Here is a 19,416-nt window from a genome sequence, read left to right as displayed (position 1 = left end):
CATGTTCTCTGGGATTCTCCCTCCCGTGACTCCGGATCGTTTCTTCTCGTTGTTGTTGGCGCTGCAGTCCCGGGAGACCGCGACGACCGCCGAGCTGGCGGCTCAAGCAGGCGTGTCGGTGCGTACCGTCCTCAGGGACGTGCAATGGCTGCAGGAAGCAGGCTTCCCCCTGCTGGTCCGGCGCGGCCGTGGGGGCGGGGTGACACTTCTGCCCGGTGGGCTGCTCGACACGGCACGGCTCACTCCGGGCGAACGGGACCATCTCGCGCTCTACGGCCTCGACGACATGCAGCGCGAGCAACTGGGAGCCACGGCCGACACCCGGCGCGCGCACCAGAAGGTGCGCCCGAGGCTGCGTCCGTCGGCCGGCGACGTACTGCCGCTGAGCGCGGTCGTGACCACCGACAACAGGCCCTGGTTCTTCCGGGACGCCGAGGGCCTGCCTCCGGCGGCACTGGTGGGCGACCTGCGGCGCGGCGTGCGGTTGCGTATCCGCTACCGCAGACCCGACGAGGAGGAGCCCACGTGGCGGGTGGTCGACCCCTACGGCCTGCTGGCCAAAGCCGGCCGGTGGTATCTCGTCGCCGACTCCGCGGGCCGTCCGCGCCTCTACGTGCTGGAACGGCTCGTCGACTGGGAGCCGATGCGGGCGGCCGGCCGGCTGCGTCCGGGCGCGACCCTGAAGGGTGTCGCAGCAGAACTGACGGCGCGCTGGGAGAACCCGGACTCCTTCCAGATCCATGCCGAACTCGACCTGGACCGGGTGGGTCTGGCGAGGCGCGTCCTCGGCCGCCGGCTGACCCTGCGGGAGACCGCGGGAGCGCACCGGGTGGCCATCACGGTGAGCGGTCGGGACGTGGAAGACGTCCGCCTGCTCCTGCAGTTCGGCGACAGCGTCACCGTGACCGGTCCCGCGGAAGCCCGGGAGCACATCCGGCAACTCGCCGCACAGGTCCTTCAGGGGTACTCCTAGTGCTGTGACCGGGTAGCTCGCGTCACCTTCGCCAGAACAGGTGATGCGTCACGCCGCTCGGGCTGGGCACGACCTCCAGGTGGAACCGGTCGAGCAGTTCGTCGGGGGACTCCCACAGGCGTAGTCCGGACCCGAGCCTTACCGGCGAGACCGCCACATGCAGGGTGTCGACGAGATCGGCGTCAAGGAACTGCCGGATGGTGGTGACCCCGCCGCCGAGTCGGACGTCCTTGCCCTGCGCCGCTTCCCGCGCCCGTGCGAGGACCGTGGCCGGGGCGCCGTCGACGAAGTGGAACGTGGTGTCGGAGAGCGTGAACGACGGACGCCTGTGGTGGGTCATGACGAACACCGGGGTGCGGAACGGGGGCTCCTCCCCCCACCAGCCGCGCCACTCGTGGTCGTTCCAGGGCCCGCGCTGGGGCCCGAACTTGTTGCGGCCCATGATCTCGGCACCGATGTCGCGTGCGAAGTCTCGTGTGAAGTAGTCGTCGAGGCCCCGGCTCCCCCCGGAATCCGTGCGCATGGGCCAGCTCGCCGTGGCTCCGGCCCAGGCGAACAGCCTCTCGGGATGGTCGTAGCCGAACGGCCGCTCGAGACTCTGGTGCTCACCGGCACCGATTCCGTCACTCGAGACGTTGAAGTTCATGACTCTCAGCAGTTGATCCACGTGTTCCCTCGTCAGGTCCTGCCGCATCATGGTGTGGCGAGGCGCCGCACATCATGACGTCGAACGGGACGTGGCCGGATCGACAGCAGCCCGCAACTTTTTCCACGGCGCGTCAGGAGGCGGCCTCGTTGGCGGTGGGGCCGTGGCGGACGCGGACGGCATCGGGGCGGCCGGGGTGGCTGCCGCGACCACTCACATGCGTGCAACGGACGTCACCGCCCCTCCAAGGAGTGTGTCTCGTACATGCGTACCGCGACCAGCAGGCCGGAGGCGGCGGTGAGGGCGGCGATGGCCCAGATGGCGGTGGTGAGGCTGTAGGCGTCGGCGAGGGCTCCGGCGAGGAGGGCGCCGACGGCGAAGCCCCCGTCGCGCCACAGGCGGTAGACGCCGACGGCGCGGGCGCGCCAGGCGGGGTGGGCGACGTCGCCGATGACGGCGAGCAGGGTGGGGTGGACCAGGGCGGTGCCGATGCCGAGGAGGACCTGGGCGGTGGCCCAGACGCCGAAGGTGGTGCCGGCGGCGACGAGGGCGATGGCCGCTGCCTGCAGGAGCATTCCGGCGGTGATCAGGTGCTTGCGGCCGAACCCGTGTACCTGGACCGGAACGCCACCACCCCGTGCGCCCACGGGTGGGCGGGGCGATGCGCCCGTACCTGGCGGACCGGCTCGGCAACCCCTCCGCCTTCCCGGCCCCGGAGGCCGTCGTCGGGGCGGGCGGCCGCCTCCGGACCGTCTCCCTCACCGACCTGCTTCCCGAAAGCCGCATCCGGGCCGACCGTCGACTCGGCACTGAGCACACCGAACCACTCAGGCAGAACGACCGAACTCCAGGAGGCTCCGCGCCCGTGGTCACCGACTCCCTCTGGGACCCCGCCCAGTACCTGCGGCACACCGGTCACCGCACCCGCCCCTTCCTCGACCTCCTCGCCCGCGTCCCCGCACTCCCCGGCGATCCGCCGCGCATCGCCGACCTCGGCTGCGGCGCCGGCAACGTCACCGCGCTGCTCGCCGAGCGCTGGCCGCGCGCACGCGTCACCGGCTACGACAACTCGCCCGAGATGCTCGGCACGGCGGAGGCCGGCCACGCGGGCCCCACCCCCGGCGGCGGCCGGATCGGCTTCGCCCGCGCCGACGTCCGCACCTGGGCGCCCGGGCCGGGCCGGCCGTACGACCTGATCGTCAGCAACGCCGCCCTGCACTGGATCCCCGGACACGCGGACCGGTTCGCGCACTGGGTGGCGGGTCTCGCGCCCGGCGGCACCCTCGCCTTCCAGGTGCCCGGCAACTTCGACGCCCCCAGCCACACCCTGCTGCGCGACCTCGTCGCCTCCCCGCCCTGGCGCGACCGCCTGGACGGCGTCCTGCGGCACGACGGCGCCGTGCTCCGGCCGGAGGCGTACCTGGAGCGGCTGACCGGCCCCGGCTGCACCGCCGACGTGTGGGAGACGACGTACCTTCACCTGCTCCAGGGGGAGGACCCCGTACTGGACTGGGTCAAGGGCACCACCCTGCGCCCCGTCCTCACCGCCCTCGCCGACGACCCGCGGGCACGCGACGCGTTCCTCACCGCGTACCGGTCCGCCCTGCGCGCCGCCTACCCGGCCGGGCCGCACGGCACCCCGTATCCCTTCCGGCGCGTCTTCGCCGTGGCCCGGAAGGGGGAGTGACCCGGCTCGGGGGGTGCGGCCCGGACGGGTGACGAGGACATGGATCACATCGTCATCGACGACGTACCACACGCGGTGGTCGCCGACGCGCAGGCGGCGGGCTGTCGGTCCATGGGCGACGGAGTGGGTGGGGCGAGGTTCCCCGGCGAGGCCGTCGACCGCTTCGTGGACGGAGGCCGGCCCGGCCGGATCGTCCCGGAGGAACCGCGCGGCCCGTTCACACGACCCCGTCCGCGACGAGCGCGTCGACGGCGTCCTCGGACAGGCCCAGCTCGGTGAGGAGGGAGCGGGTGTGCTCGCCCAGCGCGGGGACGGCCTCCATGCGGGGCGCGCCCCCGGTCGGGCCCGGCGGGGCCAGTGCCGGGACGGGGCCGGCCGGTGTCGGCACCTCGTGCAGGCGGCCGCGCGCCGCCAGCTGCGGGTGCTCCCACACCTCGGCGAGGGTGTTCACCCGGGCGTTGGCCACGGGCACCGCGCTGAGCAGCTCCGTCGCCTCGGTGCCGGTCAGCTCCGTGAACCGGGCCGCGATCAGCCGCCCCAACGCCTCCCGGTGCGTGGTGCGGGCCGCGTTGTCCGCGTAGTGCGGGTGGTCGGCCAGCTCCGGGCGCTCCAGGAAGACCTCGCAGAACCCGCGCCACTCGCGTTCGTTCTGCACCGCCGTCATGACGACCCCGCCGTCGCCCGCGGTGAACGGGCCGTACGGGTAGATGGTGGCGTGGGCGGCGCCCGCCCGGGGCGGCGGCCCGGCACCGTCGAAGGCGTAGTACAGCGGGAAACCCATCCACTCCACGGTGGCCTCCAGCATCGACACGTCCAGATGCGTGCCCTGCCCCGTCCGCCCCCGTTCCAGCAGCGCGCCGAGGACCGAGCTGTAGGCGTACATCCCGGCGGCGATGTCGGACACCGGGATGCCCGCCTTGGCCACGGAGTCCTCCGTGCCCGTGACGGACAGCAGCCCCGCCTCGGCCTGCACCAGCAGGTCGTACGCCTTCAGCTCCTCGTAGGGGCCGGGGGCGCCGTAGCCGGAGATGTCGCACACGATCAGCTCCGGGTGCTCCGCCCGCAGCTCCCGCGCACCGAGCCCGGCCCGGGCCGCCGCCCCCGGGGCCAGGTTCTGCAGGAAGACGTCGGCCCCCGCGATCAGGCGGCGCAGCACGTCCCTGCCCCGCGGGTCCTTGATGTCGAGGGTGAGGGACTCCTTGTTGCGGTTCACCCACACGAAGTGCGAGCTCAGACCCCGTACACGGGTGTCGTAGGCCCGGGCGAAGTCACCCGTCCCGGGACGTTCCACCTTGATCACCCGCGCGCCGAGGTCGGCGAGCTGACGGCTGGCGTAGGGAGCGGCGATCGCCTGTTCGAGCGAGACGACGGTGACTCCCCGGAGCGGCTGCATGCGTGTCCTAGTTCTTCCGGTGCCCTATCAGCCGGGGCTTCTGCTCCAGGCCGTCCAGGCCGTGCCAGGCCAGGTTGACCAGGTGCGCGGCCACCTCCGCCTTCTTCGGCTTGCGGACGTCCAGCCACCACTGGCCGGTCAGCGCCACCATCCCGACCAGCGCCTGCGCGTACAGCGGAGCCAGCTTCGAATCGAAGCCGCGGTTCTTGAACTCGCGGCCCAGGATGTCCTCCACCTGCGTGGCGATGTCCGAGATGAGGGAGGCGAAGGTGCCGGTCGACTGCGGGATCGGGGAGTCACGGACCAGGATGCGGAACCCGTCCGTGTACTCCTCGATGTAGTCCAGCAGGGCGAACGCCGCCTGCTCGCACAGCTCCCGCGGATGACCCGCGGTCAGCGAACCCGTCACCATGTCCAGCAGACGCCGCATCTCGCGGTCCACCACCACCGCGTACAGGCCCTCCTTGCCGCCGAAGTGCTCGTACACCACGGGCTTGGAGACCCCGGCCTTCGCCGCGATCTCCTCCACCGACGTGCCCTCGAAGCCCTTCTCGGCGAACAGGGTGCGGCCGATCTCCAACAGTTGCTGACGGCGCTCCGCGCCGGTCATCCGGGTGCGGCGGGCACGCCGCGGCCTGTCATTGCTCGGGGTGCTGCTGGAGTCGGTGGCCACGGCGACCATCATGCCGCCTCGGCCGTCCCCCGCCCGCGCCGGGAGTCCTCTTCCCCGGTGTCACGGCGCGAATCGATGCGCGAGCGTGACGGCCAGCGCACGTCGTACGCCCAGCCCAGCTTCTCGAACCAGCGGATCAGCCGGGCGCTCGAATCGATCTGCCCCCGCTCCACCCCGTGCCGCGCGGACGTCGGATCGGCGTGATGCAGGTTGTGCCACGACTCGCCGCAGGACAGCACCGCCAGCCACCACACGTTGCCCGAACGGTCCCGCGACCTGAACGGCCGCTTGCCCACCGCGTGGCAGATCGAGTTGATCGACCACGTCACATGGTGCAACAACGCCACCCGGACGAGTGACCCCCAGAAGAAGCCCGTGAACGCACCCCACCAGGACATCGTCACCAGACCGCCGATCAGCGCCGGCAACGCCAGCGACACCCCCGCCCACAGCAAAAACTGGCGGGAGATCGCGCGCAGCGTCCGGTCCCTGATCAGATCCGGCGCGTACTTGTCCTGCGGAGTCTGCTCCTCGTCGAACATCCAGCCGAGGTGGGCCCACCACAGGCCCTTCATCAGCGCCGGCAGCGACTCCCCGTACCGCCACGGCGAATGCGGGTCGCCCTCCGCGTCGGAGAACTTGTGGTGCTTGCGGTGGTCCGCCACCCACCGCACCAGCGGGCCCTCCACCGCCATCGAGCCCGCCACCGCCAGCGCGATCCTGAGCGGCCGCCTCGCCTTGAACGAACCGTGCGTGAAGTGCCGGTGGAAACCGACGGTGATGCCGTGGCAGCCGAGGAAGTAGAAGAACACCAGCAGCCCGAGATCCAGCCAGCTCACTCCCCAGCCCCAGGCCAGCGGCACCGCCGCCAGCACCGCCAGGAACGGAACGACGATGAAGACCAGCAGCGCGATCTGCTCGACCGAACGCTTGCGCTCCCCGCCCAGCGTGGCGGAGGGGGTGGCTGCGGGATCGGCGCCGGGGCCGGAGGAGGGCGGCTCCTTCAAGGCTTCGTCAATGACATCAGGACGTGAGGTCATGCGTGTCCCCTGTGGGGTATGAGGGTTGAGGGTGGTGCCGGGCCACCGGACCCGGACAGCATTTCCTACGGGACCGTAACCTACGGCATCGTAAGTATGGCAGCGCGTAGCCCGTCGGCAAGAGCCCACGAGCCTGCGCGTTCCGGCCGCCACCTATCCTGGAAACCGGTCGGACAGCGCGGTCCGCTCTGATTTCTTCCCGTATGCCCGGCCCGTATGCGGCGCCAGCCGCCCGAGCCGCCGTCCGGGTCCCCCTCCAGACCAGCTTCAACACTGCAAGGAGCCGCACCTGTGAGCAGTGCCGACGACCAGGCCGTGTCCACGGCGACCACAAGCAGCGAACTGCGGGCCGACATCCGCCGCCTGGGTGACCTCCTCGGAGAGACCCTCGTCCGCCAGGACGGTCCCGAACTCCTCGACCTCGTCGAGAAGGTCCGACGACTCACCCGCGAGGACGGCGAGGCCGCAGCAGAACTGCTGCGCGGCACCGAACTCGACACCGCCGCCAAGCTGGTCCGCGCCTTCTCCACCTACTTCCACCTGGCGAACGTCACCGAGCAGGTGCACCGCGGCCGCGAACTGCGCGCCCGCCGCGCCACCGAGGGCGGCCTGCTCGCCCGCACCGCCGACCGCCTCAAGGACGCCGATCCCGAGCACCTGAGCGAAACCGTGCGGCACCTCAACGTCCGCCCCGTCTTCACCGCCCACCCCACCGAGGCCGCCCGCCGCTCCGTCCTCAACAAGCTGCGCCGCATCGCCGCCCTCCTCGACACCCCCGTCATCGAGAGCGACCGGCGCCGCCTCGACACCCGCCTCGCCGAGAACATCGACCTCGTCTGGCAGACCGACGAGCTGCGCGTCGTCCGTCCCGAACCCGCCGACGAGGCCCGCAACGCCATCTACTACCTCGACGAACTCCACGCCGGCGCCGTCGGCGACGTCCTCGAGGACCTCACCGCCGAACTCGAACGCGCCGGCGTCACCCTCCCCGACGACACCCGCCCCCTCACCTTCGGCACCTGGATCGGCGGTGACCGCGACGGCAACCCCAACGTCACCCCCCAGGTCACCTGGGACGTCCTCATCCTCCAGCACGAACACGGCATCAACGACGCCCTGGAGATGATCGACGAGCTCCGCGGGTTCCTCTCCAACTCCATCCGCTACGCCGGCGCCACCGAGGAACTGCTGGCCTCCCTGCAGGCCGACCTCGACAACCTCCCCGAGATCAGCCCCCGCTACAAGCGCCTCAACGCCGAGGAGCCCTACCGGCTCAAGGCCACCTGCATCCGCCAGAAGCTCGAGAACACCAAGCAGCGCCTCGCCCAGGACACCCCCCACCAGGCAGGCTGCGACTACCTCGGCACCGGCGAACTCCTCGCCGACCTGCGGATCATCCAGACCTCCCTGCGCGAACACCGCGGCGGCCTCTTCGCCGACGGCCGCCTCGCCCGCACCATCCGCACCCTCGCCGCCTTCGGCCTCCAGCTCGCCACCCTCGACCTGCGCGAACACGCCGACGCCCACCACCACGCCCTCGGCCAGCTGTTCGACCGGCTCGGCGAGGAGTCCTGGCGCTACACCGACATGCCCCGCGAGTACCGCACCAAGCTCCTCGCCAAGGAACTCCGCTCGCGCAGGCCCCTCGCCCCCACCCCCGCACCCGTCGACGCGGCCGGCGAGAAGACCCTCGGCGTCTTCCAGACCGCCAGACGCGCCCTGGAGATCTTCGGCCCCGAGGTCATCGAGTCCTACATCATCTCCATGTGCCAGGGCGCCGACGACGTCTTCGCCGCCGCCCTCCTCGCACGGGAGGCCGGACTGATCGACCTCCACGCCGGCTGGGCGAAGATCGGCATCGTCCCCCTCCTGGAGACGACGGACGAACTCAAGGCCGCCGACACCATCCTCGAGGACATGCTCTCCGACCCGTCCTACCGGCGCCTCGTCGCGCTGCGGGACGACGTCCAGGAGGTCATGCTCGGCTACTCCGACTCCTCCAAGTTCGGCGGTATCACCACCAGCCAGTGGGAGATCCACCGCGCCCAGCGCCGGCTGCGCGACGTCGCCCACCGCTACGGCGTACGCCTGCGCCTGTTCCACGGCCGCGGCGGCACCGTCGGCCGCGGCGGCGGCCCCACCCACGACGCCATCCTCGCCCAGCCCTGGGGCACCCTCGAAGGCGAGATCAAGGTCACCGAACAGGGCGAGGTCATCTCCGACAAGTACCTGATCCCCGCCCTGGCCAGGGAGAACCTCGAACTCTCCGTCGCCGCCACCCTCCAGGCGTCCGCCCTGCACACCGCGCCCCGCCAGTCCGACGAGGCGCTCGCCCGGTGGGACGCCGCCATGGACGTCGTCTCCGACGCCGCCCACGACGCCTACCGCAAGCTGGTCGAAGACCCCGACCTGCCGACGTACTTCCTGGCCTCCACGCCGGTCGACCAGCTCGCCGACCTGCACCTGGGCTCACGGCCCTCCCGCCGCCCCGGCTCCGGCGTCTCGCTCGACGGGCTGCGCGCCATCCCCTGGGTGTTCGGCTGGACCCAGTCCCGCCAGATCGTCCCCGGCTGGTACGGCGTCGGCTCCGGCCTCAAGGCCCTGCGCGAGGCCGGCCTCGACACCGTGCTCGACGAGATGCATGAACAGTGGCACTTCTTCCGCAACTTCATCTCCAACGTCGAGATGACCCTGGCCAAGACCGACCTGCGCATCGCCCGGCACTACGTCGACACCCTCGTCCCCGACGAACTCAAGCACGTCTTCGACATGATCAGGGCCGAGCACGAACTCACCGTCGCCGAAGTCCTCCGCGTCACCGGCGAGCCCGGACTCCTGGACGGCACGCCGGCCCTCAAGCAGACCTTCACCATCCGCGACGCCTACCTCGACCCCATCTCCTACCTCCAGGTCGCCCTCCTCAAGCGCCAGCGCGACGCCGTCGCCGCCGGCGACCCGGCCGACCCGCTGCTCGCCCGCGCCCTGCTGCTGACCGTCAACGGTGTGGCGGCGGGCCTGCGCAACACCGGCTGACCCCGGCGACACGGCACAGGCGACGAGACGACACGACAGAGGTGCCCCGGGCCGTACGGCCCGGGGCACCTCCGTGTTCCTCACACCATCAGGAACGCCGCCGTCACCAGTGACACCCCCGACAACCCCATCACCCACGCCACCCGCGTCCGCAGCAGCCCGTCCGCCACCACCACCGACGCCAGCATCAGCGCCCCGCCCAGCGGCACCCACGCGTGGAGAACCCCCGCGGAACCGGAACGGACCACCTCGTTGCCGTCCGGCTTCACGACGACGGTGTACGTCCGCCCCTCCGCCACGGCCGCGTTGTTCTCCAGAACGACCTCGGCCCGCGGCTGCGACCCCGGCGACGACGGCGTGTACGCCCCCGTACAGGTCCGCCCACCGCAGGACGTCACCGCGACCGTGCCCTGCTCGCGCCCCTTCGTCAGCATCGCGTACTGCGCCGTACCCCACGACCCCCACACACCCGCGACCAGGATCAGCACGGCGACCGTGCCCATCACCGCGAACCGGCCGAAGCGCAGCGCGGCGGACGGACCCCGGGAGGACGAGACGGCAGAAGGCATGGCCGAGATCCTTGGCCATGCCCTTGCGGTCGGTCAACTCCGTGCGGGGTCCGCACACGCGCACATCAGCGCGGCGTGAGGGCCAGCAACTTCGCGATCCACTCGTCGAAATGGGGACAGGCGGCTCGCAGAGCGGCCAGACCCAGGTCCATCACCGCCACCGGGCCGTCCTGTGTTTTCACATACCTCGGGTACAGCTTGAGGATCCGCTTGGAGGGAGCTGTCTCGGGCTTGTCGTTCACCTTCTCGGGTCCCCCGGCCTTGTCGGCCTGGCGCTTGAGCTCATGGGCCAGAGCCGGGTCGTCGGCCCAGTCCCCGAGCTGTTCCGCCGCCGCGAATACCCAGGTCTCCGTCTCGTGCAGGACGACATGGGGAAGAAAACGAGGATGGCCGACGTGTTCCGCGAGGCGCCGCTCGACATGCGTCACCTTGCCCACGGGCGAGCCGCCCGGCCGGTCCGACATCCCCGGACTGTCCTGAGGGAGGCCGTAGTAATCAAGAAGCGTGGTGACCGCTGCCCAATGAGTGCCGGCCAGTAACTTGCGCAGGTCTCTCTCGATCTTCGCCCACTTGCTGACCCCGCCCTTGCCCGCTGAACCGCCCGCCGGCATCCGGGTCATCAGGATGGTCGGCACCAGGCAGATGCCGTACTCCGCCAGTTCGGGCGCGAGGAAGTCGTTGACCATGTTCTCCTCGGTCTGACCCTCGCACAGCACCCCCACCATGATCATTCCGGGCGGCCCCGCAACGGCAGTTCCGGCGAGGGCCTGCCACCTAGTACGTTCTTCTCCCACAGCTCCCCGAGGGAGTAGTCCTCCAGCCATCCCTGGAGTTCCTCGGGATCCGGACGCCGTAGCTCCGTCGCTCCGTCCTCGCGCTCCACCACCGCGATGTCGTCGAGTGAGAACTGGTTCAGCAGGGTCACGGACTGTGTGGCGATCACGATCTGACTGCGTACGGCGGCCGACCGGAGCATGTCCGCCAGCTGGACGATTGCGTAGGGGTGCAGCCCGAGTTCCGGCTCGTCGAGTGTGAAGAGGGCCGGCGGGTCGGGCTGGAGGAGCAGGACGCACAGGCAGATGTAGCGCAAGGTGCCGTCCGAGAGCGCCTCCGCGGGAAACACTGCGTCGACCCCCTCCTGCATCCAGCGCAGGCGGATCCTCCCGCCCGGCTCCTCCTTCAGCAGGAAGTCCCGGAAGAACGGCGCCACGGACTTGATGGCCCGCACAATGCGCCGATAGGACTTGGGTTCACCCTCGCGCAGCCGCAACAGGAAGGCCGCAAGGTTCGCCGCGTCCGGGCGCAGCGCCTCGTTGTCCGCCTCGTACCCGAACTGCTTGACCGGCGCCTCACGACTGGTGTCCTGGAAGTGGAAGACACGGCAGCCGGCGAGGATGTGCCGCACCGGGCCCGCCAGGCGGGAGAGCTGCTCCTCCTCCTTCTGCCGCAGCAGTGATTCGCGGTGTCCACGGCCGAAGCTCTCCTCCATCGGGAGACCGGGACCCGGCTCGTGGAAGTGCCCCTTCTCCTCGGCGAAGACGAAGTTGTCGTTCGCCGCAGGGACGAGGTGCGCCTCATACCGATACGGGGGAGCACAGACCTTGAGCCGGATGCCTTTCCCGGTGCCGCGTCCCGCGAACTGCAGGGCCTGGGCGCCACCGTGGATGCCCGCCTGGAGCGCCAGGTCGCCGTCCGCCATCCACCCCAGCAGTTCGAGTGCGCCGACGACGTTGCTCTTGCCCGCACCGTTGGCACCGACCAGTACGGTCACGCCCTCGCCCAGCTTCAGCGTGCTGGATCGGATGGAGGCGTATCCCTCTACGGTCACCTCTGAGAGCTTGTACGACGGCATGGCCCCAACCCTAGGTCAGGGCCCCGGGCGGATGAGGGGCAGAGCGCCAACAGATGATCTGTTGCGGTCGTTCGTCCACAGCCGGCCGGGGCATACTTCTGGCCCGTCGGGCATGGTCGATAGGCTGGACCACCTGCTGTGATCCGGCCACCGGCAGGGAAACAGACGAGACAGCGAGATACGGAAAGGGGCGTCGCGGTCATGCGAGACGGCAGGTGGACCACTGTCACCGAGTCGCAGTTCCAGCACGAGCGCAGCGGACTGCTGTATCTCAAGGAGAGGCTCCCGGACACCGAGCCCTACCGCGCCTGGTCGAACTTCACCTTCACCGCCCACAGCGGCCACGTCCGCGAGGTCGACCTGCTGGTCGCCGCTCCGGCCGGTCTCTTCCTGGTGGAACTGAAGAACTGGCAGGGCACGGTCACCTCCTCGGGAGCGAGCTGGGTGCAGACCCTCTCCGGCGACCGCACCCGCCTCCACCGCAACCCCCGCCACCTCGCCAACCAGAAGGCGAAGGAACTCAAGGGCCTGCTCAGGGACGCCCTGCGGAAGACCGACCCCCGGCGCCATGTCCCCTACATCCAGGAACTGATCTTCTTCACCGACCCCGGTCTGCGCATCCGGCTCGCGCCCAACGACCTGGCGGGCGTCTTCGGCAAGGCCGGGCACAGCGGGCTGGGCGACGTCCTCGCCGAACTCCAGCGTCCCGCGCGTGACGTCAAGTCGGGCGTCGACCGCGAGTTCTCCCGCGGGCTGGGCAAGCTCCTGGCCGAGGTCGGCATCGGCCGTTCCGATGCCGAGTTCCACGTCGGCACCTACCGCCTGGACCGCACCCCTTTCGACACCGGGCCGAACTGGGCCGACTACCTCGGCCGCCACGACTCCCTGAGCAAGACCCGCCGCGTACGCATCTACCTGCGCGAACGCGGAGCGGACCGGCAGGCCCGCGAGTCCATCAGCCACACCGCCGAGCGCGAGGCACGAGCGTTGGAGGGCCTCAGACACCCGGGCCTGGTCGCCCTGGAGAACTTCGACGAGAACGGCCACAGCGCCGGCCCCGCCCTGCTGTACGCCTACGACCCGCGCACGCTCCGCCTGGACGACTACCTCCTCCAGTACGGCGCGAAGCTGGACGCCCAGGCACGGGCCGCCCTCCTGCGCCGCCTGGCCGAGACGGTCCACTACGCGCACCGCCACCTCCTCTTCCACCGCGCCCTGCACGCCCGCGCCGTCCACGTGCTGCCCGGCCCGCGCACCGGAACCGGCAGCGACGAGGACCGCTGGCTCAACCCGGTTCTCCAGATCGCCGAATGGCAGACGGCGGTCCGCCATCCCCGCCCCCAGGGTGTCGCGGGAGGCTCCGGCTCCTCCCTGAGCAGCGGACACGAGATCATCCCGTCGAACAACCTCGCCGCGTACGTCTCCGAGGCCGCCGACCCCTATCTCGCCCCCGAGGTGACCGCGAAGTCCCCGGACCCCACCGCCCTCGACGTCTTCGGGCTGGGCGTACTCGGCTATCTGATCTTCACCGGCAAACCCTCCGCGAGCAGCCAGGCGGAACTGGGCGCCAGGCTCGAACAGGGACGCGGGCTCGTGCCCTCCGCCGTGGCCGACGGCCTGACCAAGGACATCGACCAGATCATCCTGGACGCCACGGCCTTCGACCCGCACCGCCGCATCCGCACCGCCGCGGAGTTCCTGGAATGGCTCGACGTCGTCGAACAGGGACTCAGGCCCGCGAGGCCCGAGCCGCAACCGACCCCTGAAACCCCGGGCGAGGAGGGCGACCCGCTGGAGGCCGCCCCGGGCGACGTCGTCGGCCGCCGCTTCCGCATCAAGCGCAGCCTGGGCCAGGGCTCCACCTCCCGCGCCCTGCTCGCCGAGGACCTCGAACGCGACAAGGCGCCGGTCGTCCTCAAGATCGCCCGTAAGGACAAGTACGCCGAGGCGCTGCGCCGCGAGGCCGACGTCCTGTCCAAGCTGCGCAACGACTCCAAGGTCATCCATCCCGCCCTGCCCGAGCCGATCCGCATCGGCCCGCGCACGGTCCTCGTCCTCGACCACGCCGGCGACCGCACCGTCGCCCGCCAGCTGCGCGAGCGGGGCCCGCTCCTCACCGACCAGCTGGAGACCTACTCCACCTACCTCTTCGCCGCCGTCGACTTCCTCGACGGCGAAGGCGTGTGGCACCGCGACCTCAAGCCCGACAACATCGCCATCCGGGTCCGCCCCAACGGCACCCGGCAGCTGGTCCTCTTCGACTTCTCCCTCGCCGGCCTCGACGTGGACGCCGTCCGGGCCGGCACCGAGGGCTACCTCGACCCGTTCGTCGAGAACATCATCCGGGGCCGATACGACGCCCATGCCGAGTGGTACGCCCTGGCCGTCACCCTCCACGAGATGGCCTCCGGGGAACTGCCCCAGTGGGGCGACGGCTCCGTCCTCGCGCGCCAGACCGACCCCAAGAAGTGGCCCCACCCCAGGATCGCCTCCGAGGCCTTCGACTCGGCCCTCCGCGACGGCCTCACCGAGTTCTTCCAGCGTGCCCTGCACCGCGACCACCGCAAGCGGTTCCCCGACCTGAAGGAGATGCAGCGCGCCTGGCAGCGCGTCTTCGCCCTCGCCGACCTGCCCGTCCCGGGCCGCTCCGGCGGCCATCCCGAGGACACCGCACAGTCGGCCGCCGCCCTGCCCGTCGGTGAACTCCCGCCCCTCGACCCCGCGGCGGACGAGGACGCCCGGGAGGAAGCCGCGGCCAAGGCCGGCCGCGACACCGCCCTCCTTGTGGCAGGACTGTCCCTCAGAGCGGTCTCCTTCCTCAACGGCCTGGACGTCCACACTGTCGGCGACCTCCTCGACTACTCGACCCGCCGACTCGTCAACCGCCCCGGCCTCGGCGCCCGCACCCGCGACGAGATCAACCGCCGCATCAAGCAGTGGCGTCTCGCCCTCGACGTCCGCCAGCCCTCCCCGCTCTCCCCGGCCGAACGCGGCGACTCCGCGGAGGAGATCGCCGAGGCACGCTCCGAGCAGCGCGACGAGGGCAACGACCTGCCCCTGCGCCGCCTCTCCCTCGACGCCCTGGTCACCCTCCTGGTGCCCAAACCGGCACCCCGCGGACGCAACGCCACCGAGGTCGAGACGGTACGGCTGCTGCTGCGCCTCCCCGACGAGCAGGGACGGTTCCCCGAGGAGCTGCCCAGCTGGCCCCTGAACAAGTCGGTCGCTCCGCTCACCACCGACCAGGTCACCGAGGGCCGCATCGCCCAGATCGTCGGCGCCCGGCGCAAGAGCTGGTCCCGGGACCCGGCACTCGTCGCCCTGCGCGACGAGGTCGTCGAGATACTCGCCACCCTGGGCCGGGTCGCCTCGGCGACCGAACTCGCCGAAGCCCTGATCGGCCGCCGCGGCACCTCCCAGTCCGACCCCACGGTGCGGCGCGCTCTCGGCACGGCCGCCGTACGGGCCGCCTGGGAGGTCGACTGGGGGATGACCCCCCGCCGCATGCGCAGCCGCCGCCACGGCGAGACCGGCGACAACCGGATGCTGCTGGCCCTGGAGGTCGACGAGGACAGGGACGCCCCGGACACGCCCTCGGCCCCCGCCCTCCTCAACTACGCCGACCGGCTCGGCAAGGCGGCCGACGCCCTGGCCGCACGCGACACCCTCGCCGGTCCCGGCACCGTGTTGGAGCAGATCGTCGCGGCAGACGCCGCGTTCCGGGCCCGCTGGCCCGAGGCGCAGATCAGCATGGACGAGGCCCGCATGGTCACCCTGGCTGCCGCGGCCTCCCAGGACGCGGCAGCCAACGCCCGCCTGGAGATCTACGCGCGGTCCCTGGAACCGGTACGTGCCCTCCGCCTCGCCCAGGCAGGCCTGCTGCTGCCGCTGGCGGGCAAGCCGGACGACGAGCAGGACGGCCTGACCGTCGAGCAGATCCACGACCGGGTCCGCGCCCGCTTCCCCGACCTGTCCGGCCGTCTCCCGGACGACCGGGTCCTCCTGGGCCGCCTGCTGCGGCAGGCCGGCTTCGAGCTGGAGTGGCGGACGAACCGGAAGCGCCCGCGCGGCTGGTTCGTCCCCCGGCGGGAGACTGCCGCCGGCGGTGACGTCACCTCGGTCGTCACCCAGCGCCGCCCCAGCCGGGTCAGCCGCACCGACCACTGGACGGCCCGGGATCCGGAGCAGCGCGCCCGGCTCAAGGCCAGGGCCCAGCTCCAGGAATCCGGCGGCCGGTCCGGTTTCCGGCTCCTCACCGTCCGGTTCGACGACCAGCGCCTCGCCCTGCGGACCCTCACCGAGCAGGGACGCGAGTGGCAGGCCGAGCCCGTCGACGTCAGCGCACTCTTCCTGGCCTCCCTTCGCCGCCTGGTCGAAGCCCGGCCCCGGCCCACCTGGGAGACCATCCTGGAGGCGGACAACGCGGAACCGGGCTCGCGGGACGCGATGAAGTTCGGTGAGTACACGGCCGCGGCGTGGCGGGACGTGGAGAGGGACATCCTGGCCGTTCGGGAGGCTCCGGCCGGCCCCGACACGACGAGGACGGGGGAGGGCGGTGCGGTGGAGGGCCGCCGACCGCTGCTCCTGCACGACGCCTATGTCATGGCTCGGTACGGCGGCATGGGCGTCCTCCAGCGGCTCGCCGACCTGGCACGCAGGGGCGGCCCGGACGGGCGGGGGCTCTGGCTGCTCAGCCCGCTCAAGGACCAGACCCTCGGGCCACGGCTGGACGACGTGACCGTGTCGATCGAGGACCGCGAGGAGTGGATCACCCTCAATCACGCGTGGGTCGTCAACGACCCGGGGGAGGAGCACGCGGCCTGACGCGTGGCCGGCCGCCTGCTCGTCCTCTCCCGCTTCTCCGCTTTCCCCGCTCAGATTCGCCCCGCCGGGTCCGGCGGGAGGGCCCGGCTCTGGGCATTGGCGGCGGCCACGGAGGCGTGCAGCCGCTCGGCGGGGGAGGCGGGTCGGACCTGTGCCGGGTCCGCGTCCCACTCCCGGCCGCCGCCGACCGGCCGTAGCTGGAGGTAGGGGCCGACGTGGTCCATGACGATCCCGGCCCGGCCTGTGTACTCCTCGATGACGATCGTTCCGGCGGGTGGTGAGGGCGGGGTGGTTGTGTGCGGGTTCGGGAGGGGGCCGGGTGGGGGTGCGGTCACCGGTTCGTGCCGCTGTCGGTTCGGTTGTCCTCGCCGGTGTACGGGCGGGCCGCTGCTGCCTTGCGCGCGTCCGCCGCGTCGGTGAGCACGGTGGTCAGTCGGTGGGCCGTGGACAGGTTCACCCGGCCCAGCTCCAGGAGCGGACGATGCACCGTGGACGTCGTGCAGGACGCCAGCTCCGGCCCGAGAGACGGCAGGATGATGCCATGCAGGGCGAGGGCGGCGCTGAGCTCGTCGGAGACGGCGAGCGCGGAGGCGAGGGGGTTGTCCGGGAACGGATAGGCGAACGGGACGGTCGGGTTCGTGCGTTCGGTTCGGGTGGGGGAGGGGTGATTGCTGCTGTTCATGCTCACAGCGTGCTCTTGTGGGACTACGCTCGGTAGAGGTCGCGTGCCAGCAACGGGGTTGCGGGCAGTGAGCGGCACTTGGCCCCGCGGAACCGGCGGGCGCGCACAGGGAACATCGCAAGGGGGCACCGCCGATGGCAGGCCGACAGAACCGCAACCAGGACCTGGACCCGTACGCTTCGCCGCGGACCTTCTTCGGCAGCGAACTCCGGCGGGTCCGAGAGGACGCCGGCCTCTCGCAGGACCAGCTCGGCGAGCGGGTCTTCTGCTCGGGTACGTACATCGGCCAGTTCGAGTCCGCGACGAGGCGGCCACAGCCGGACCTGTCCCGGCTCCTGGACGAGGTCCTGGGCACCGGCGAGCACTTCCAGCGGCTGTGCGAACTGGCCCGCAAGTCCAAGCACGCCGACTACTTCGCGGACGCGGCGGAGCTGGAGACACGGGCCAAGACGATCAGCGAGTACGCGCCGATGCTGGTGCCGGGGTTGTTGCAGACGGAGGGGTACGCGCGAGCGCTCACAACAGCGACCATGCCCTACGCCACGGCGGAAGTGGTGAACGGGTATGTGAGAGCGCGGCTCGAGCGGCAGAAGATCTTGGCTGATCCTGCAAGGCCGTTGCTGTGGGTTGTGCTGAACGAGACTGTGTTGAGGGTTCCGGTGGGAGGGCCTGTCGTGATGGCCTCACAGCTTCGGCACGTTCTGCAGATGGCTCAGGCCCATACGGTCGTGGTGCAAGTACTGCCGTTCGTGCGTGCAGCCGAGGCATTCATGACCAGCATGGCTTCGATCATGACGTTCGTAGATGCTCCTCCCGCTGTGTATGTGGAAGCGCCGTGGACAGGCCAACTGATCGAGGAACCAGCCCTCGTTGATCTCTACATGAGGTCGTACGATCTCGTCAGGGCCGCTGCGCTGTCGCCAGCGGAGTCTCTGACCTTGATCGAATCGTCAGCGAAGGGTTACACCAACCATGAGCATCACACCTGATCTGAGCAGGGTTGCCTGGCGTAAGTCGTCTTACAGCGATGGTTCGGGTGGTAGCTGCATCGAGGTCGTTGATGGGGTACTAGGAGTGGTTCCGGTGCGCGACAGTAAGGTTTCTGATGGCACCGTGCTCCTCATCCCCAGTGCTGGATGGTCGGCCTTCGTGAACTCCGTGAAGGACGGATCGATGATGCGAGCTTGACCCTTTTGCTGCAACCTGTAGAGCCCCGTCGCTCACACGAGCGACGGGGCTTGGGTATGGTGCAATAGATGTCTGTACGCACTGCGGCTACTTCCGTGACCAAACCCCTAAACTGTTGGCGAGCTTAGTGATTGACAGCGTGAATCTGTTTGGGGGCCTGCAGGAACGAGTGATCAAGGTCGAGCGGGACCTTCGAGTTCAGCTCGTGGAGGATCCTAAGATCGAACAGTGATTGCTTGCAGAATACAACAATGCTTTTAGGGCTCGCAGAACATCAGTTGCTGCCTCGCAATGGATCAGTGAGCGCGTAACGCAAGCCGCCATCGCGTGGGTTCTTGGCACGGTATTTGTTCGATTTTGTGAGGAAAACTTCCTGCTGGAAGCCCCATATATTGCTGGACCGACGCCGGCCCGCCAGACGTATGCTCAAGAGCGGCATAGTCAGTTCATGGCACAGGATGCAGCTCGTACTCACCGAGATTGGTTGGTCGCAGCATTTGATGAGATCGGGTCTTCGCCGACGGGACGCATGCTCTTCGACAGGCATAACCCTCTTCGTCAAATTCCAATTTCTAAGGAAAAACAGCCGAACGGGTACGGAGCGTCGTTGACGACTCCTACGTGACCGACCTCGCGCGCGCCGTGGCAGGAAGCCTCGGCGGCAGAGTCGGCATCGCACCGAGGCTCTTCCTCAAGAAGCTCGTGGGCGACGTCCTCGACCGCGTGGAACAGTTCGAGGACTTCGATCCGCGCAAACACTACGCGCTCACGGTCACGGGCACCGAGCTCACCGGCACCGAGAGGAACGCCGCGGCAGGCTCGGCCGACGACATCGAACTCCCTCTGTGAGGTGCCC

Annotated in this window: 17 protein-coding genes and 1 pseudogene; 8 read left to right on the top strand and 10 right to left on the bottom strand. The window is 70.3% G+C overall.

Annotation, left to right across the window (positions count from 1 at the left end):
• Nucleotides 1-25 precede the first annotated feature (25 nt).
• The gene (locus TU30_RS19850; RefSeq protein WP_042171776.1) at nt 26-973 is read left to right on the top strand and encodes a YafY family protein; all 948 of its coding nucleotides are present in this window, start codon (nt 26-28) and stop codon (nt 971-973) included.
• A gap of 22 nt (nt 974-995) precedes the next feature.
• Here the strand turns inward: TU30_RS19850 and TU30_RS19845 are convergent, their stop codons facing one another.
• Nucleotides 996-1,640: a dihydrofolate reductase family protein gene (locus TU30_RS19845; protein ID WP_042171854.1), complete on the bottom strand. Its 645-nt coding sequence runs from the start codon at nt 1,638-1,640 to the stop codon at nt 996-998.
• A gap of 212 nt (nt 1,641-1,852) precedes the next feature.
• Nucleotides 1,853-2,266, bottom strand: a complete 414-nt coding sequence (locus TU30_RS19840; protein WP_042171775.1) for an MFS transporter — start codon at nt 2,264-2,266, stop codon at nt 1,853-1,855.
• Nucleotides 2,267-2,280: 14 nt separating this feature from the next.
• Between TU30_RS19840 and TU30_RS19835 the strand changes: the two genes are divergently transcribed.
• Nucleotides 2,281-3,306: a trans-aconitate 2-methyltransferase gene (locus TU30_RS19835; RefSeq protein WP_234307915.1), complete on the top strand. Its 1,026-nt coding sequence runs from the start codon at nt 2,281-2,283 to the stop codon at nt 3,304-3,306.
• Nucleotides 3,307-3,523: 217 nt separating this feature from the next.
• Here the strand turns inward: TU30_RS19835 and TU30_RS19830 are convergent, their stop codons facing one another.
• The 3 genes from TU30_RS19830 to TU30_RS19820 are packed head-to-tail and all read right to left on the bottom strand — an operon-like array spanning nt 3,524 to nt 6,412.
• Entirely contained in the window at nt 3,524-4,699 is a 1,176-nt protein-coding gene (locus TU30_RS19830) for a CaiB/BaiF CoA-transferase family protein (protein WP_042171774.1), read from the bottom strand.
• A gap of 7 nt (nt 4,700-4,706) precedes the next feature.
• Nucleotides 4,707-5,384, bottom strand: coding sequence for a TetR/AcrR family transcriptional regulator (locus TU30_RS19825; RefSeq protein ID WP_042171773.1), 678 nt, complete (start codon nt 5,382-5,384; stop codon nt 4,707-4,709).
• On the bottom strand, nt 5,381-6,412 hold the full coding sequence (locus TU30_RS19820) for a fatty acid desaturase (protein WP_042171772.1): 1,032 nt from the start codon (nt 6,410-6,412) through the stop codon (nt 5,381-5,383). Before TU30_RS19820 ends, TU30_RS19825 begins: the two co-directional genes overlap by 4 nt.
• Before the next feature lie 291 nt (nt 6,413-6,703).
• Between TU30_RS19820 and ppc the strand changes: the two genes are divergently transcribed.
• Nucleotides 6,704-9,445 (top strand): phosphoenolpyruvate carboxylase, encoded by a 2,742-nt coding sequence (ppc, locus tag TU30_RS19815; RefSeq protein WP_042171771.1) that lies wholly within the window; start codon nt 6,704-6,706, stop codon nt 9,443-9,445.
• Between the two features lie 80 nt (nt 9,446-9,525).
• Here the strand turns inward: ppc and TU30_RS19810 are convergent, their stop codons facing one another.
• The 3 genes from TU30_RS19810 to TU30_RS19800 form a co-directional block, all read right to left on the bottom strand.
• Nucleotides 9,526-10,014, bottom strand: a complete 489-nt coding sequence (locus TU30_RS19810; RefSeq protein ID WP_042171770.1) for a hypothetical protein — start codon at nt 10,012-10,014, stop codon at nt 9,526-9,528.
• Nucleotides 10,015-10,079: 65 nt separating this feature from the next.
• On the bottom strand, nt 10,080-10,739 hold the full coding sequence (locus TU30_RS19805; RefSeq protein WP_267889348.1) for a DUF4276 family protein: 660 nt from the start codon (nt 10,737-10,739) through the stop codon (nt 10,080-10,082).
• 2 nt (nt 10,740-10,741) lie between these two features.
• Nucleotides 10,742-11,842: an AAA family ATPase gene (locus TU30_RS19800; protein ID WP_234307913.1), complete on the bottom strand. Its 1,101-nt coding sequence runs from the start codon at nt 11,840-11,842 to the stop codon at nt 10,742-10,744.
• 225 nt (nt 11,843-12,067) lie between these two features.
• Between TU30_RS19800 and pglW the strand changes: the two genes are divergently transcribed.
• Nucleotides 12,068-16,690: a BREX system serine/threonine kinase PglW gene (gene pglW, locus TU30_RS19795; protein ID WP_042171767.1), complete on the top strand. Its 4,623-nt coding sequence runs from the start codon at nt 12,068-12,070 to the stop codon at nt 16,688-16,690.
• 50 nt (nt 16,691-16,740) lie between these two features.
• Here the strand turns inward: pglW and TU30_RS35515 are convergent, their stop codons facing one another.
• On the bottom strand, nt 16,741-16,953 hold the full coding sequence (locus TU30_RS35515) for a hypothetical protein (protein ID WP_370626676.1): 213 nt from the start codon (nt 16,951-16,953) through the stop codon (nt 16,741-16,743).
• A gap of 68 nt (nt 16,954-17,021) precedes the next feature.
• Nucleotides 17,022-17,372, bottom strand: a complete 351-nt coding sequence (locus TU30_RS19790; protein ID WP_042171766.1) for a hypothetical protein — start codon at nt 17,370-17,372, stop codon at nt 17,022-17,024.
• A 134-nt stretch (nt 17,373-17,506) separates the two neighbouring features.
• On the opposite strand from TU30_RS19790, the gene TU30_RS19785 reads away from it, so the two are divergent.
• From TU30_RS19785 to TU30_RS19780, 4 genes and pseudogenes are all read left to right on the top strand, one after another.
• Entirely contained in the window at nt 17,507-18,361 is an 855-nt protein-coding gene (locus tag TU30_RS19785) for a helix-turn-helix transcriptional regulator (RefSeq protein WP_042171765.1), read from the top strand.
• A complete protein-coding gene (locus tag TU30_RS34305) occupies nt 18,345-18,560 on the top strand; it encodes a DUF397 domain-containing protein (protein ID WP_078878380.1) in 216 nt (71 codons plus the stop codon). Before TU30_RS19785 ends, TU30_RS34305 begins: the two co-directional genes overlap by 17 nt.
• Nucleotides 18,561-18,792: 232 nt before the next feature.
• Nucleotides 18,793-19,185: a hypothetical protein gene (locus TU30_RS36080; protein ID WP_158719341.1), complete on the top strand. Its 393-nt coding sequence runs from the start codon at nt 18,793-18,795 to the stop codon at nt 19,183-19,185.
• Nucleotides 19,149-19,409, top strand: a pseudogene (locus TU30_RS19780) (BREX system ATP-binding domain-containing protein); the annotation flags it as partial. The gene TU30_RS36080 and the pseudogene TU30_RS19780, both read left to right, overlap by 37 nt.
• Between the last annotated feature and the right edge of the window lie 7 nt (nt 19,410-19,416).

The sequence above is a fragment of the Streptomyces sp. NBRC 110035 genome (genome assembly GCF_000829695.1).
Taxonomy (GTDB): Bacteria; Actinomycetota; Actinomycetes; order Streptomycetales; family Streptomycetaceae; genus Streptomyces.
The sequence above is the reverse complement of the archived record's forward strand: the minus strand, read 5'-3'. Positions and strand labels throughout refer to the sequence as shown.

Coding starts and splice junctions, on each gene's coding strand:
- TU30_RS19835 (WP_234307915.1), top strand. CDS start 2,281: ATGCGCCCGTACCTGGCGGACCGGCTCGGCAACCCCTCCGCCTTCCCG.
- TU30_RS19830 (WP_042171774.1), bottom strand. CDS start 4,699: ATGCAGCCGCTCCGGGGAGTCACCGTCGTCTCGCTCGAACAGGCGATC.
- TU30_RS19825 (WP_042171773.1), bottom strand. CDS start 5,384: ATGATGGTCGCCGTGGCCACCGACTCCAGCAGCACCCCGAGCAATGAC.
- TU30_RS19820 (WP_042171772.1), bottom strand. CDS start 6,412: ATGACCTCACGTCCTGATGTCATTGACGAAGCCTTGAAGGAGCCGCCC.
- TU30_RS19810 (WP_042171770.1), bottom strand. CDS start 10,014: ATGCCTTCTGCCGTCTCGTCCTCCCGGGGTCCGTCCGCCGCGCTGCGC.
- TU30_RS19805 (WP_267889348.1), bottom strand. CDS start 10,739: ATGGTGGGGGTGCTGTGCGAGGGTCAGACCGAGGAGAACATGGTCAAC.
- pglW (WP_042171767.1), top strand. CDS start 12,068: ATGCGAGACGGCAGGTGGACCACTGTCACCGAGTCGCAGTTCCAGCAC.
- TU30_RS19790 (WP_042171766.1), bottom strand. CDS start 17,372: ATGAACAGCAGCAATCACCCCTCCCCCACCCGAACCGAACGCACGAAC.
- TU30_RS19785 (WP_042171765.1), top strand. CDS start 17,507: ATGGCAGGCCGACAGAACCGCAACCAGGACCTGGACCCGTACGCTTCG.
- TU30_RS34305 (WP_078878380.1), top strand. CDS start 18,345: ATGAGCATCACACCTGATCTGAGCAGGGTTGCCTGGCGTAAGTCGTCT.